Here is a 13,982-nt window from a genome sequence, read left to right as displayed (position 1 = left end):
GGCTCACGCCCGTCCGCCGAAATCCAGCCCGGAGGCGCGCAGCAGTTCCTGGGTGTAGGGCTGGCGCGGATGACCGAAGATAACCCGCGCCGGCCCTTGCTCGACCACTTTGCCGTCCTTGATCACCAGCACGTCGTGGGCCAATGCATGCACCACCGCCAGGTCGTGGCTGATGAACAGATAACTGAGGCCGTGACGAATCTGCAAATCCCGCAGCAAGGCAATGATCTGTTTTTGCACGGTGCGGTCCAGCGCGGAAGTGGGCTCGTCTAGCAAGATCAGCTCCGGTTCCAGCACCAGCGCCCGGGCTATGGCCACACGCTGTCGCTGACCGCCGGAGAATTCATGGGGGTAACGGTGACGGCTCTCCGGGTCGAGACCGACTTCGCCGAGCACGCGGATCACCGTCTGTTCACGTTGGGCCGGTGTGCCGATGCCGTGGGTCAGCAGCCCTTCGGCGATGATCTGCTGCACCGTCATGCGCGGACTCAAGCTGCCGAAAGGGTCCTGAAACACCACCTGAATGCGCTTGCGCAACGGCCGCATCAGTTGCTGGCTGCGCAGGCTCAGCTCCTTGTTGGCGAAACGGATGCTGCCTTCGGAATCGATCAGCCGCAGGATCGCCTGGCCCAGGGTCGATTTGCCCGAGCCGGACTCGCCGACGATGCCCAGGGTCTGGCCTTTCAACAGCTCGAAACTCACCCCGTCCACCGCCTTGATGTACTGCCGCTCGCGCCGCAACAACGGCTTGGGCAGGGGAAACCAGACCTTCAGCGCGTCCACCGACAGCAGGGTCTGGGTGTGCTCGCCGGGCACCGGTTCGCCGTCGGGTTCGGCATTGATCAGCAGGCGGCTGTAGGGGTGTTGCGCAGCGGCGAACAGCGTCTGGCAATCCGCCTGCTCGACGATTTCGCCGGCGCGCATCACGCAGACCCGCTGGGCGATGCGCCGGACCAGATTGAGGTCATGGCTGATCAGCAGCAGCGACATGCCCAGCCGTTGTTGCAGGGATTTGAGCAGTTCGAGAATCTTGAGCTGCACCGTCACGTCCAGTGCCGTGGTGGGCTCGTCGGCGATCAGCAGCTCGGGTTCATTGGCCAGCGCCATGGCAATCATCACCCGCTGGCGCTGCCCGCCGGACAGTTGATGGGGCAGGGCCTTGAGCCGCTGCGGCGGGTTCTGGATGCCCACCAGCCCGAGCAGTTCCAGAGTGCGCTCGCGGGCGGCCTTGCCCTTGAGGCCCTTGTGCATGGCGAGGATTTCGCCGATCTGTTTCTCCACAGTGTGCAACGGGTTCAGCGAGGTCATCGGCTCCTGAAAGATCATGGCGATGCGGTTGCCACGCAGCCCCCGCAGCACCTTGTCGCTGGCGTGCAGCAGGTCGACGCCCTTGTAACGAATGCTGCCCTGGGTGCTCACGGACTTGGCCGGCAGCAGCCGCAGGATCGAGTGCGCGGTCACCGACTTGCCCGAACCGGACTCACCGACCAGCGCCAGGCACTCGCCGGGCTGGATGTCGAGGTCGAGGCCGTGCACCACTTCGGCGCCGTTGAAAGCGACGCGCAGGTTGCGGATCTGGATCAGAGGGTCAGTCATGGCAGCGCTCAAGTCCGTGGGTCGAAGGCGTCACGGCAGGCTTCGCCGATGAACACCAGCAGTGTGAGAATCAACGCCAGGGCGCAGAACGCCGTGACGCCCAGCCACGGCGCTTGCAAGTTGCGTTTGGCCTGACCGATGAGTTCGCCTAGGGACGCGCTTTCGGCGGGCATGCCGAAGCCAAGGAAATCCAGCGCGGTGAGGGTGGCGATGGCGCCGGTCACAATGAACGGCAAGTAGGTGAGGGTGCTGGTCATGGCGTTGGGCAGAATGTGTCGCCACATCAGCGCGCCGTCGCTGAGGCCCAGGGCGCGGGCGGCTTTGACGTATTCCAGATTGCGCCCGCGCAGGAACTCGGCGCGGACCACGTCGACCAGCGCCAGCCAGGAAAACAGCGACATGATTCCCAGCAGCCACCCGAAGTCCGGCTCGACGAAGCCCGACAGAATGATCAGCAGGTACAGCACCGGCAGCCCCGACCAGACCTCCTGCAAGCGCTGGCCGATCAAATCCGCCAGCCCGCCGTAATAGCCCTGAATCGCTCCGGCGAACACGCCGATCACCGTGCTGATGGCGGTCAGCGCCAACGCGAAGAGTATCGATACGCGGGTGCCGAACAGCACCCGCGCCATGACGTCCCGCGCCTGGTCGTCGGTGCCCAGCCAGTTGCGCGCGCTGGGCGGGCTGGGGGAGGGCTCGCGCAGTTCGTAATTGACTGTGTCGTAGCTGAAGGGGATCGGCGCGAAGAGCATCCAGCCGCCCTTGTCGACGATCAGTTTGCGCACGTAATCGCTGGAGTAGTCCGGCTCGAAGGGCAGTTCGCCGCCGAAGTCGGTCTCCAGGTACTGGTGCATCGCCGGGAAGTACAGCTCGCCCTGATAGCGCACGATCAGCGGCTTGTCGTTGGCGATCAGTTCGCCGCACAGGCAAATCACCAGCAGCGCCACGAACAGCCACAGCGACCACCAGCCACGCCGGTTGGCCTTGAAGTTGGCGATGCGGCGCTGGTTTTGCGGGGAAAACTCGAACATCAGGCGCTCCTCGCGGAAAAGTCGATGCGCGGGTCGACCAGCGTGTAGCACAGGTCGCCCACCAGCTTGATCAACAGGCCGAACAGGGTGAACAGAAACAGCGTGCCGAAGACCACCGGGTAATCCCGGGACACCGCCGCTTCGTAGCTCATGCGGCCGATGCCATCGAGGCCGAAGATGGTTTCGATCAGCAGCGAGCCGGCGAAGAACACCTCAATCAGCGCCTGGGGAATGCCCGCCACCACCAGCAGCATGGCGTTGCGGAACACATGGCCGTAGAGCACGCGCTGCTCGCTGAGACCCTTGGCCCGTGCGGTGACCACGTACTGGCGACCGATCTCGTTGAGGAAGCTGTTTTTGGTGAGGATGGTCAGGGTGGCGAAGCCGCCTATGACCAGCGCACTGACCGGCAGCACCAGATGCCACAGGTAATCGCGCAGCTTGCCCAGCGGCGAGAGGCTGGCGAAGTCGTCGGAGAACAGCCCTTGGGCCGGAAACCAGCTCCAGTAGCTGCCGCCGGCAAACACCACGATCAGCAGAATGGCGAACAGGAACGCCGGGATGGCGTAGCCGATGATGATCAGCGTGCTGCTCCAGACATCAAAGCGGCTGCCATGGAGCACGGCCTTGCGGATGCCCAGCGGGATCGAGATCAGGTACGTGATCAGCGTCGCCCAGAGCCCGAGGGATAGGGTCACCGGCAGCTTTTGCAGGATCAACCCGGTCACCGTAGCGCCGCGAAAAAAGCTGCTGCCGAAATCCAGCTGCGCGTAATGGGTGAGCATCAGCCACAGGCGCTCGTGCAGCGGTTTGTCGAACCCGTATTGGTGCTTGATCGCTTCGACCAGCTCCGGGTCCAGGCCTTGGGCGCCCCGGCTGATGCCGCCGGTGGCCCCGACCTCGCCACCGCCGCCACCGATGCCGCCCGCCGGGCCCATGCCCTGAACCCGGGCGATGGCTTGCTCGACGGGACCGCCCGGCGCGGCCTGCACGATAAGGAAGTTGACCACCAGAATGCACAGCAGCGTGGGAATGATCAGCAGCAGTCGACGCAGGGTGTAGGCGAGCATGTCACTGGCCCTCCGTTGTTGGTGCAGCACGGCTATTAGCGCTGTTGCTGTGTGCCGCCAGCTGCGCGGCCATCTGCGCATCGGTCAGCGGCACACGGCTGACTTCCCACCAGCTTTCCAGACCGACGTCATAGATCGGTTCGATTGCCGGGCGGCCAAAGCGGTTGGCGAACACCACTGGCGTGCCCTGGGAGTAATAGTTTGGAATCATGTAGAAACCCCAGAGCAGCACCCGATCCAGGGCGCGGGCGTAGTGCAGCATGTCGTTGCGGTTGTTGGCCGCCACCAGGCCATCGATGAGGCGATCGACCGCCGGATTGCGCAGGACCATGGCGTTGGAACTGCCGACCTGCCGCGCGCTTTGCGAGCCGAACAGGTTGTACAGCTCGCGGCCGGGGGAGAGGATCGGATTGCCGTTGCTCGGCAGCGTGACCACGATCATGTCGTAGTCCCGGGCGTTCAGGCGGTTCATGTACTGCGCCGAGTCCACGCGACGAAAATTCAGGGTGATGCCGATCTGCGCCAGCACCCGCTTGTACGGCAGCACCAGCCGCTCGAAACCGCCCTGGCCGTCGAGGAAGGAAAACTCCAGCGGCTGACCGGCGGCGTTCACCAGCCGGTTGTTCTTCGCGTGCCAGCCGGCGTCGGCCAGCAGCTTGAGGGCCTTGAGCTGCTTGTCGCGGATGTAGCCGCTGCCGTCGGTCTTCGGCGCGTGCCAGACCTGATCGAAGACTTCGTCCGGCACCTGCCCGCGCAGGGGCTCGAGAAGGCTCAGCTCCTGGGCGTCGGGCAGCTCGGTGGCGGCCATCTCGCTCTTCGGGAAGTAGGTTTGTTCGCGCACATAGAAGTTGCGCATGATCTGGCCGTTGACCCACTCGAAATCCCAGAGCATCGCCAGGGCCTCACGGACACGCCGGTCCTGGAACATCGGCTTGTCGAGATTGAACACGAAGCCCTGACCGGCCACCGGGCGGCGTTTCGCCAGAATGGTCTTTTGCAGACGGCCGTCCTGCAGGCTCGGTGCGGTGTAGCCGACGACGTAGCCAGCCGAGGAGAACTCGCGGTTGTAATCGAAGTTGCCGGCCTGGACCAGTTGCCGGGCCACGTCGACATCGCCGTAGAAGTTCACCGTCAGCGCGTCGAAGTTGTAGAGCCCACGGCTGACCGGCAGGTCTTTGCCCCACCAGTCCTTGACCCGCTCGAAGCTGACACTGCGCCCGGCGTCGACCCGCGAGACCCGATACGGCCCGCTGCCCAGCGGCGGTTCGAAGCCGCCGCCCTTGGTGAAGTCGCGGGTTTTCCACCAGTGCTCGGGCAGGATGCGCAGGCTGGCGAGGTCCAGCGCCAGGGTGCGGTTGGTGCCGGTCTTGAAATCGAAACGGATCTGCCCCGGCGCTTCAATGACCGCGTCCTTGACGTCGGCGTACAGCGGTCGATAGCTGAAGCTGCCCTGGGTGATCAGCGTCTGCCAGGTGTAGCGCACGTCTTCGGCGGTGATCGGCGTGCCGTCATCGAAACGCGCCTTGGGGTTGAGGTAGAAGCGCACCCAGAGATTGTCGGGGTCACGCTCCATTTTCTCGGCGACCAGACCGTACACCGTGTAGGGCTCGTCCAGTGAACGATAGGCCAGCGGCGCATACACCCACGTATCGATCTGGCTCACGGAAATGCCCTGATCGACATAGGGCGTGAGGTAGTTGAACTGGCCGATCTCCTCGGACGCGCGGCTCATGGAACCGCCTTTGGGCGCATCAGGGTCGACGTAATCGAAGTGCTGGAAATCAGCGGCGTATTTCGGCGCTTCGCCATAGACGGTCAGCGCATGCACCGGCGCGGCAGACACCTGGGAAATACCCAGCAGCAGCGAGCCACACAACAGCACCGAGTACAGCAATGCCCCGCCCGGTAAGCGGCGCGGCAGTGGAAAGGGGGTGGCGGACATGCGGACATCCTTGAGTGCAGCCCGACGCGCCGGATCACCTGCGCGTCGGGCGTCAGCGCTTAGAAGTGGTACGTGGCGCGGGCGAACAGCGTGCGGCCCAGTGGGTCGGCGTAACGAGGGTCATAGCCGGACTGGAAGTTGTAGGCCTGGTTGGTGAACGGCGGGTCGCGGTCGAACAGGTTGCGCACGCCGGCATCGAGGTCCAGCACCTTCTCGAAGGTGTGGCCCACCGACAGGTCCCACAGCGAGTACGACGGTACGGTGCCGTTGGTGCTGCGGTCGTAGTCGTTGTAGCCGCTGGTGAAACGGTTGGTCAGGGAGGCACGGCTGTCGCCCAGGGTCCAGCTGCCGATCAACACGTGTTTCCAGCGCGCGATCACGCCATCACCCTGGAAGTCGCCGACCTTGTCGGTGTACGGACCGTCGATGATGTTCTGGAAGTCATAGCGGTTGACGTAGGTCCCGGTCAGCCCCAGACCGAACTGGCCATACGGCGTGTTCGGGAAGCGGTAATCCAGGGTCACGTCGACCCCGTTGGTCTTGACGATGCCCAGGTTGGAGTTGCCGGTGACGATGTTGGCGATGGAGCCGTCGGAGTTGCGGATGATGCGGTCGCCGTACAGGTCCGACTGGTCGAACACGGTGGATTCAGGAAACGATTGAATCTGGTTGGAGATGTGAATCCACCAGAAATCCAGGCCCATGGAGAGGTTGTTCATCGGCTGATAAACGAAGCCCAGGGTAACGTTGCGGGCTTTCTCCGGGGACAGGCTCGCGTTGCCGCCGCTGCGGTTGAGGAACTGCTGATTGCAGTCACGCCCGGCCTGACCGCCCGGTTGCACGGTACCGCCGGCGCAAAGGGTCGGATCATCGTAGTAGCCCTGGCTGTAGGCCAGGCTCTGCGGGGCGTACAGCTCGTACAGCGACGGCGCACGGAAGCCTTCACTGTACGCGCCGCGCATGACCAGCTCTTTGAACGGCTGGAAGCGGAACGAGTATTTCGGGTTGGTGGTGCTGCCGAAGTCGCTGTATTTGTCGTGGCGCACGGCAGCGGTCAGTTCCAGGCTGTCGATCACGGGGACGTTCAGCTCGGCGTATTCGGCCTTGACGCTGCGATCGCCGGACACGGAACCGGCCGAGTCCAGGCCCAGGCTGTCGATGTCATCGACGAAGTCCTCGTAGTTCTGGTGCAGCTTTTCCTTGCGGTATTCGCCGCCCAGCGCCAGACCGGATTCCCCGGCGCCGAACCAGTTACCGATCTCGCGACTGATACGTCCGTCCACGCCATAAACGCGGCCAACGGCGGTGGAGTATTCGCCGTGGTACGCGGCGTCATCGATGTACTGCTGTCCTGCCGCCGATTGCGCGCCGAACGGGTTGAGCAGTCCGCTGGCCAGGCCCGCCTTGAGGGCGGCGTCGCTGGCGTAACCCGATGTCACGCTGGAAACGACTTTGCTCTGGTTGTAGTTGGCGCCCAGGTTGTAATCCCAGCCGCCGACGGTGCCGTCGAAGGTCAGCAACAGGCGCTGGTTGGTGTTCTGGTCCTTGCTGCCACGGGGGCCCGCGGCGGTCTCACGCCAGGCGGTGTCCACCGGTTGGGTCGGGTCGAGGGCGAAGTTGTTCGGGCCGGGGGTGATGCCGTTGCCCGGGTAGTAGGGCGAAGACGGGTCGATGCTCAGGCCGGTCAACGGCGCCGGGCCAACGGTGGCGGCGTTGTTGTTGCGGGCAAAGAAGTATTCCAGGCTGACGTTGTGGTCCTCGGCCAGCTTGCCGGTGGCGCGACCGAAGAACGAGGTCTTCTCGGTCTGCGGCACCAGGTTGATGTAATCGCGGGTGCTGAAACGGCACAGCCCGTTCACGCTGACCAGGCCCGGTCCGGCGCAGTTGGGCGCGAGGGGGTTGGTGCTGTTATTGCCCTGGTAGTAGTTGCCGGGATAAGCGGTGCCGGAGGTCTGGTTGAGGCCGCGGCCCGGGACGTAATCCTTGTCGAACGAACGGTCGTTGGCGTCGAGGTTCTGCTGCTTGTTGTAGTTGAACACGCCCATGACGTTGAAGCGGTCTTCGTCCAGATCGCCGAAACCCCAGCTGGCGCTGACGTCTTTGCTGGCGCCGCCACCGCTGGCGGTCGGGGTGTCGCCGCCGAGGCTCAGGGTGCCGTCGGTCAGGGATTTCTTGGTGATGAAGTTGATCACGCCGCCGATGGCGTCGGTGCCGTACAGGGCCGAGGCACCGTCGCGCAGCACTTCGATGCGGTCGATGGCGGCGAACGGAATCATGTTCAGGTCGATGGCACTGCCGTTGGGCGTGCCGACGCCGGACAAGGCGTTGTTGGCCAGACGACGCCCGTTGAGCAGGATGAGCGTTTTGTTGGCGCCGATGCCGCGCATGTCGGCATAGGAAGCGCCGCCGGTGGAGGCGCCAACCGAGCCTGCGCTGTTCATCATCGACTGGCTGCCGGTGATGCGCTGGACCATCTGTTCGGTGGTGGTCACGCCCTGTTTCTTCAGCTCGTCGGCACGCAGGATGGTCACCGGCACGGCGGTTTCCGCGTCGGCCCGGCGCACGGCCGAACCGGTCACTTCCACCCGTTTGAGCTGGGTGGTCGCCGGCGCAGCAGCCACCGCCGCCGCGGGGACAGCGGCTTCACCGCCAGGTGCGGCATCGGCGGCGCTGTCCGTGCTGTCGGCGCCATAGGCCGGGCTCATGCCGACCGCCAGTGCGCAGATCAGCGCACGGGGGTGGCGTTGTACGGCAACAACAAGGGGCTTGAGGGTAAAACCGGGAAAGCTCATCAGCATGGTAGTTTCCGACTTATTCCAGATGTTATTGAAATGGCCTTGTGAGCCCTCGTTGCTCCGACACGGTGATGGCGGTCGGGAATTTCCTTATTTCAAACAAGCCGCTCCCCTCCGGGCCAAAACCCGGACGGCGGTGAATCGGGAGTAGGGTGCGCAGGGCCGCAGCGGGGTGCGGCGCCGGCTTCAGGTGCAGATCAGGTGCGGGTCATGTGTCGATCATTTGGACGTCATCACTGAAATCCTGGTGATGCCCGAGCGCTCGATCGACGCCATCGCCTTGGCCACCTGGCCGTAGTTGACGTTGGTGTCGGCCTGCAATTGCACGCGCACCTCCGGGTCCTTGGCCTTGACGTCCTTGAGGCTGAGCTCCAGGGATTCCGGCGCGACTTCGGATTTGGCCAGGTAGAACTTGCCGTCCTGATCGACGCTGACCACCACCGGGTCTTTCTTGTCGGCGGCGGCGACGGCGTCGGTTTTCGGCAGGTTGACCTTGATGGCGTTGGTCATCAGCGGCGCCGTGACGATGAACACCACCAGCAGCACGAGCATCACGTCCACCAGCGGCGTGACGTTCATTTCGCTGAGCACTTCATCGCTGTCTTGGGTGGAGAACGACATCAGCTCGCCTCCCGCACAGTCTGGCTGTGCTTGCTGGCGATGGCCTGACGGTTGATGGCGAAGGCGCTGCGCTGGGCGAGGGCGTCGAAGTCGTGGGCGAAGTCATCCATGTCGGCGACGGCGAGCTTGAGACGGCGCAGGAAGAAGTTGTAGATCAGCACTGCCGGGACCGCGACGGCGATGCCGACACCGGTGGCAATCAGGGCGTGACCGATGGGGCCGGCCACGGTTTCCAGGCTCGCCGAACCGCTGGCGCCGATGCTTTGCAGCGCTTCCATGATGCCCCAGACCGTACCGAACAGGCCGATGAACGGCGCCGTGCTGCCGATACTGGCGAGGATGGCCTGGCCGGCTTCCAGGGCGCGGCGTTCTTTCTGGATCTGCTGGCGCAGGTTGCGCTCCAGCCGGTCGGAGCGGTTGATGGTGTGGGCGAGCTGCTGGGTGTTGCGCGGCGTGTCGTCCACTGCCATGGCTTCGAAACCGCTGTTGGCGATCCGCGCCAGTGAGCCCGGGTATTGACTGGAGTGCTCGGCGGCGGTGAGCAGATCCGGCGCTGCCCAGAAGGCTTTGGCGAACTGTTTGTTTTGGGTCTTCAAGCGTACGTACTGTGCGGATTTGATCAGCAACAGTCCCCAGCTCAGCACCGAAAACACCACCAGCGCCCAGAGCACGCCGGGGACAATCATCGAAGAGATCGATTCGTTCATGGTTACACCTCACCCGCTATATAAAGAGTTGTTGTTGATGGGCTGACCGGGTTCATTCGGGCAGCTTGAAGTCGATGGTTTGCGTCGCGAAGCCTTCGATCGGGGTGTCGCCGCGCTTGGCCGGAATAAACTTCCAGTTGCGCACCGTTTCCACCGCCGCATCGTCCAGCACCTGCTTGCCGCTGGATTTGGTCACCTCCACCGTGCCGGCGCGGCCGTTGGGCAGCACCTTGATGCGCAGGATCACGCGGCCTTCCATGCCTTTGCGCAGCGCCGCGCCGGGATATTCCGGTGGCGGGTTGCCCAGGCTTGCGAGCCCGGAAATCGCGGTCGATTCCTTGACCGGTGCCGCTGGTGCAGGCGCCGGGGCAGGGGGGGCAGGCGAAGGTGACGGGGCGGCCGGCGCAGGCGGGCTCGGCGCAGCGGGTGCTGGCGGTGCGGGCGGCGTTGGCTTTTTCACCGGTTCGGGTTTCTTCACCGGCTTGGGCTTCTCGACCTTCGGTTTCTCGACGGGCTTCTCCACCGGTTTCGGCGGCGGCTTGACCGCGTCGGGGTCCTCGACCGGTTGCTCCGGTTCGGGAGGCGGCGGAGGCGGTGGTGGCTCGGGCGGAGGCGGCGGGGGTGGCTCAGGTGGCGTTTGGGGCGTTGGCGGTGTCGGGCTGGTCAATTCGACGGTCATCTCGGGCACTTGCGGCGCAACTTCCGGGACGTCCGCTTTAGCGGTCTGCATATACCACCAGAGGGCGCCGTGAATAAGGACCGAGGCGGCAATCAATATCAACACGTGCGTGCGGCTTAGTTCACCCGGGCGCGATGTGTTTTCCTTGAAAGGAATACGCGGCCAGGCCATGGACAGTGCGTCCGGTGCCGGGTCAGGTATGGCTTTCGTTTTTACCGCGTCATTCATTAAAGCTCCCTCGGGTTGTTGAAGGGCAATAAGGGTCCGTTCAAACAAGTTGCCCTGTTTGAAGTTGACGTCCGTGCTGTCGGATGCACGAGGCCTGGGAAAGCAGGTCTTTAAGAGAACTGCCTTTATAAGTGCTGTTGCAGCGTGGGCTATGGAGAAGACATTGAGTTTCCCTGATTTCTTGTTGAGTACGAAGACGTACGTCTTTATTTCAGAATGACTACCTAACGATCATCGCTATTGCAACCGCTATGCCAGCGCAGGGATCTAGCGCGGCATTTATGGCCTGGGGCGGGGCGATGTCGCATTCCTGTAACTTTTTAGCGAATTTCATTTGATCCAGCTCCGTTCACTTTATGGAGGCAGGGACAGTTACCTGAACAGGGGGCGAACCTATTCATTCAGGTTCACCGCGTGGTTGCGCGTTGACCCGTTCCGGTTGAATCAGAAGTGCAATGCACCAAACGTGATTAAGTAGGTGCAAGTTGGTGCGTGAGTGTTCAAGTGATCATTGGGGTGTTTCCTGAAAGTGTGACTTGTCGGTCAGGGGGTGGAGAGTCGTTATCGTTGTCGTGCACTGACTAAAAATGATCAGTGATGCCTTTTAGTGTGTGCAGATCAACAGCGAGCAATTGAGCGGGTAATTCAAAACGTTATGGGAACAGGCGCACCTGTCCCGAATTGGAACAATAAAAAGTGGCTACTGAATCGCTATAAAAGCGGCAGCCGTTGAAACGAAATAAAGGTGAGGCACTGCAGCGCACTGGCGCTGGGTTTCAGCCGGAGCGCTGAAGGGAGATGGGGCGAACGGCAGGCTCGCTGACGGAGGCGTGCAGCGGATAAGGCAAGGCGCGGTGTGGGCGGATCGGGTGTGAGGGGCGCATGTCTGGCACGAATCGAATTCCTTATCGACGGACGCCAGACTTCTGGTCGGCGTCCTGCACTGTTTCGGACGGGGTAGTGTCCGGTTTCTGCCCGTGGGTGCGGGGTGCGCACCGTTTGGCAGCGTAGACTCACGGCAGCCTGGGCTGGACGCGAAGCGTTTCGTGGTACTGACGTTCCACAAGAGAAACACTAGAAAGAAGTGTGCCAAAACGTGTCCGGTTGTAACATTTTTGACGCAGTGTCGTTTTTCCGTGGCGTTCGGCCTGTCTGGTACGCGCCTGTCCCCCGGTGCCACTACCTTTGGAGCGCATCAATGAGCCACTTTTTTCCTGATCGTCCGGGTTATCGCCCGCTTCGCGAACGCTTCATCGCGGCAGCCACGGCCGCTGGCGCACGATTGAGCGAATACGTCCACCCGCTGACGGGGCCGTTTGGCGAGACGCTGGCCACGGATGTCGCCTGGCTCGGCGACCCGGGTGCGCAGCGGGTGTTGGTGGCGTTGAGCGGCACCCATGGCGTCGAGGGCTATTACGGTTCCGATTGCCAGAGCCGCTGGCTCGAGGGTTTTGACCCACGCTCGTTGCCCGAGGGCGTGGCGATCCTGATGATTCACCTGATCAACCCCTGGGGCACGGCGTGGATGCGCCGGGTCAATGAGGACAACCTCGATCAGAACCGCAACTACCTCGACTTCAGCCGGTCATTACCGGACAACCGCGACTACGCCGACGTCCACGCTATCTATGCCTGCGATCAGTTGCGCGGGCCCCGGCGGGATCAGGCTGACGCGTTGTTTCAGGCAGCAATCGACGTGCGGGGTTGGGCAGGGCTGATGTCGGTGGTGGAGGCGGGGCAGTACGGATTCCCCGATGGCCTGTTCTTCGGCGGCCGCGAGCCGAGCTGGTCCAATCGCACGCTGCGCAGCATCGTCGGGCAATATTTGCAGGACGCCGAGGTGGTGACCTGTTTTGACCTGCACACCGGCGCCGGTGCTTACGGTCATCCGATGCTGATGAGTATCGTTGAATCAGCCTACCCGGCGCTGGAGGACGCGAAAGCGTTGTTCGGGCCGTGGCTGTTCACCCTGATCACCGGCGCTCATCGGGTCAGCGACACCGGTGTCGCGGCGACCTCCACTGGCTACACCTCGCAGATGCTCCTCGACGTGTTGCCGGGGGTGCATCTGATGCCGTTTGTCATTGAATGCGGCACGTACCCGGGCTCAGACGTACATGGGCATTTGCGTGATGATCACTGGCTGCACCTGCACGGCGACCCGCTGGACGAAACCGGGCGGCGGATCAAGCAGGGGCTGCTGAAGCAGTTCTATCCGGCGGACCCGGACTGGCAGGAAGTGGCGTGGGTCAGGACGCGGCAGGTATGGGACCGGGCGTTGGCGGCGTTGCCGGGGATTCGTGCAACCAGCTAATGGATCGAGCGCGGCGGGAGGACTCCGGTCCTCCAGACAACGCGCTATCTCGCAGCGAACAGTGTCCGTTAACCCACCAGCAGCCGCTGCGCCAGCGCTGGCAACAGCACCTCGCACGACGCTTCTATCTTGAGATCCAGCAGATCATCCGCCCGGGTTTTGCCCAGGTTGATGGCGATCAGCGGTTTGCCCTGATCGCTGACGGCGCGGCACAGGCGAAACGCCGAAAACGCCATCAACGATGAGCCCACGACCAACAGTCCCTGGGCTTCTTCCACCCGCTGCATGGCCTTGGCTGCAGTAGGCGGCGCGACGTTTTCACCGAAAAACACCACGTCAGGTTTCATTCGCTCGCCGTCGCAATGGGGGCAGTGGGGCACCTGGAAGCGCTCTTCGAATGCCGGGTCGAGCAGGGTATCGCCATCGGGCGCCTGCACCGCATCGACGCCGGCCAGGTAGGGATTTTGTTCAACGAGGGTCAACTGAATGATGTCGCGCTCGGTGCGCTGGCGGCAGTCCAGGCACAGCACCCAATGCAGGCTGCCGTGCAACTCCACCCCATCATGGCTGCCGGCCTGATCGTGCAAGGTGTCGACGTTCTGAGTGATCACACCGCTGATGAGGTCGTGCTGCTGCAAGCGCGCAATCGCTTCGTGGGCGGCGTTGGGTTGCGCGGCGCGAACGCGGGGCCAGCCGAGCATCGCCCGGGCCCAGTAACGGCGCCGGGCCTCGGGTGCATTGAGGAATTCCTGAAACATCATCGGCTGCCGACCCCGGCGCACGCCTTCGCTGTCGCGGTAATCCGGGATTCCGGAGGAGGTGCTGATCCCGGCGCCGGTCAGGACGACGAACGAGCGGTCGTGCATCCAGTGCAGCAGGGTATCGACGTGAGTGTCAGGTCCATCAGGCATGCACAGGTCCTCATGATCGGCTGTGCGCTGATACTAGTAGGACCGGCTCCGTGCGGGAAGGGGCCCCAGTGAGCACCTTCAATTCTGC

General features: G+C 63.3%; 10 protein-coding genes. 1 reads left to right on the top strand and 9 read right to left on the bottom strand.

Features of this window, described 5'->3' with window-relative positions; all coding sequences use genetic code 11:
- Positions 1-3 precede the first annotated feature (3 nt).
- The 8 genes from QWI18_RS02550 to QWI18_RS02515 form a co-directional block, all read right to left on the bottom strand.
- On the bottom strand, positions 4-1,596 hold the full coding sequence (locus QWI18_RS02550) for an ABC transporter ATP-binding protein (RefSeq protein ID WP_192131085.1): 1,593 nt from the start codon (positions 1,594-1,596) through the stop codon (positions 4-6).
- Positions 1,597-1,604: 8 nt separating this feature from the next.
- Positions 1,605-2,627: an ABC transporter permease gene (locus QWI18_RS02545; protein ID WP_192131087.1), complete on the bottom strand. Its 1,023-nt coding sequence runs from the start codon at positions 2,625-2,627 to the stop codon at positions 1,605-1,607.
- The gene (locus QWI18_RS02540) at positions 2,627-3,697 is read right to left on the bottom strand and encodes a microcin C ABC transporter permease YejB (RefSeq protein ID WP_369318124.1); all 1,071 of its coding nucleotides are present in this window, start codon (positions 3,695-3,697) and stop codon (positions 2,627-2,629) included. The genes QWI18_RS02545 and QWI18_RS02540 overlap by 1 nt, the downstream gene beginning before the upstream one ends.
- A gap of 1 nt (position 3,698) precedes the next feature.
- Positions 3,699-5,639 (bottom strand): extracellular solute-binding protein, encoded by a 1,941-nt coding sequence (locus QWI18_RS02535; RefSeq protein ID WP_369318123.1) that lies wholly within the window; start codon positions 5,637-5,639, stop codon positions 3,699-3,701.
- A gap of 59 nt (positions 5,640-5,698) precedes the next feature.
- A complete protein-coding gene (locus tag QWI18_RS02530; RefSeq protein WP_369318122.1) occupies positions 5,699-8,437 on the bottom strand; it encodes a TonB-dependent receptor in 2,739 nt (912 codons plus the stop codon).
- A 216-nt stretch (positions 8,438-8,653) separates the two neighbouring features.
- The gene (locus QWI18_RS02525) at positions 8,654-9,055 is read right to left on the bottom strand and encodes a biopolymer transporter ExbD (RefSeq protein WP_065991471.1); all 402 of its coding nucleotides are present in this window, start codon (positions 9,053-9,055) and stop codon (positions 8,654-8,656) included.
- Positions 9,055-9,762: a MotA/TolQ/ExbB proton channel family protein gene (locus tag QWI18_RS02520; protein WP_141695229.1), complete on the bottom strand. Its 708-nt coding sequence runs from the start codon at positions 9,760-9,762 to the stop codon at positions 9,055-9,057. The genes QWI18_RS02525 and QWI18_RS02520 overlap by 1 nt, the downstream gene beginning before the upstream one ends.
- Before the next feature lie 52 nt (positions 9,763-9,814).
- Positions 9,815-10,669, bottom strand: a complete 855-nt coding sequence (locus QWI18_RS02515) for an energy transducer TonB (RefSeq protein ID WP_369318121.1) — start codon at positions 10,667-10,669, stop codon at positions 9,815-9,817.
- A gap of 1,198 nt (positions 10,670-11,867) precedes the next feature.
- Between QWI18_RS02515 and QWI18_RS02510 the strand changes: the two genes are divergently transcribed.
- Positions 11,868-12,983: a DUF2817 domain-containing protein gene (locus tag QWI18_RS02510; RefSeq protein ID WP_369318120.1), complete on the top strand. Its 1,116-nt coding sequence runs from the start codon at positions 11,868-11,870 to the stop codon at positions 12,981-12,983.
- Between the two features lie 68 nt (positions 12,984-13,051).
- Here the strand turns inward: QWI18_RS02510 and QWI18_RS02505 are convergent, their stop codons facing one another.
- A complete protein-coding gene (locus tag QWI18_RS02505; RefSeq protein ID WP_369318119.1) occupies positions 13,052-13,894 on the bottom strand; it encodes an NAD-dependent protein deacetylase in 843 nt (280 codons plus the stop codon).
- Positions 13,895-13,982 lie beyond the last annotated feature (88 nt).

It is taken from the genome of Pseudomonas sp. W2Oct36 (genome assembly GCF_041060465.1).
Taxonomy (GTDB): Bacteria; Pseudomonadota; Gammaproteobacteria; order Pseudomonadales; family Pseudomonadaceae; genus Aquipseudomonas; species Aquipseudomonas graminis_B.
The sequence above is the reverse complement of the archived record's forward strand: the minus strand, read 5'-3'. Positions and strand labels throughout refer to the sequence as shown.

What these genes read in the sequence shown, in the direction of transcription:
- QWI18_RS02520 (WP_141695229.1), bottom strand. Translation starts at nt 9,762, where the DNA reads ATGAACGAATCGATCTCTTCGATGATTGTCCCCGGCGTGCTCTGGGCG.
- QWI18_RS02545 (WP_192131087.1), bottom strand. Translation starts at nt 2,627, where the DNA reads ATGTTCGAGTTTTCCCCGCAAAACCAGCGCCGCATCGCCAACTTCAAG.
- QWI18_RS02515 (WP_369318121.1), bottom strand. Translation starts at nt 10,669, where the DNA reads ATGAATGACGCGGTAAAAACGAAAGCCATACCTGACCCGGCACCGGAC.
- QWI18_RS02540 (WP_369318124.1), bottom strand. Translation starts at nt 3,697, where the DNA reads ATGCTCGCCTACACCCTGCGTCGACTGCTGCTGATCATTCCCACGCTG.
- QWI18_RS02505 (WP_369318119.1), bottom strand. Translation starts at nt 13,894, where the DNA reads ATGCCTGATGGACCTGACACTCACGTCGATACCCTGCTGCACTGGATG.
- QWI18_RS02550 (WP_192131085.1), bottom strand. Translation starts at nt 1,596, where the DNA reads ATGACTGACCCTCTGATCCAGATCCGCAACCTGCGCGTCGCTTTCAAC.
- QWI18_RS02535 (WP_369318123.1), bottom strand. Translation starts at nt 5,639, where the DNA reads ATGTCCGCCACCCCCTTTCCACTGCCGCGCCGCTTACCGGGCGGGGCA.
- QWI18_RS02510 (WP_369318120.1), top strand. Translation starts at nt 11,868, where the DNA reads ATGAGCCACTTTTTTCCTGATCGTCCGGGTTATCGCCCGCTTCGCGAA.
- QWI18_RS02525 (WP_065991471.1), bottom strand. Translation starts at nt 9,055, where the DNA reads ATGTCGTTCTCCACCCAAGACAGCGATGAAGTGCTCAGCGAAATGAAC.
- QWI18_RS02530 (WP_369318122.1), bottom strand. Translation starts at nt 8,437, where the DNA reads ATGCTGATGAGCTTTCCCGGTTTTACCCTCAAGCCCCTTGTTGTTGCC.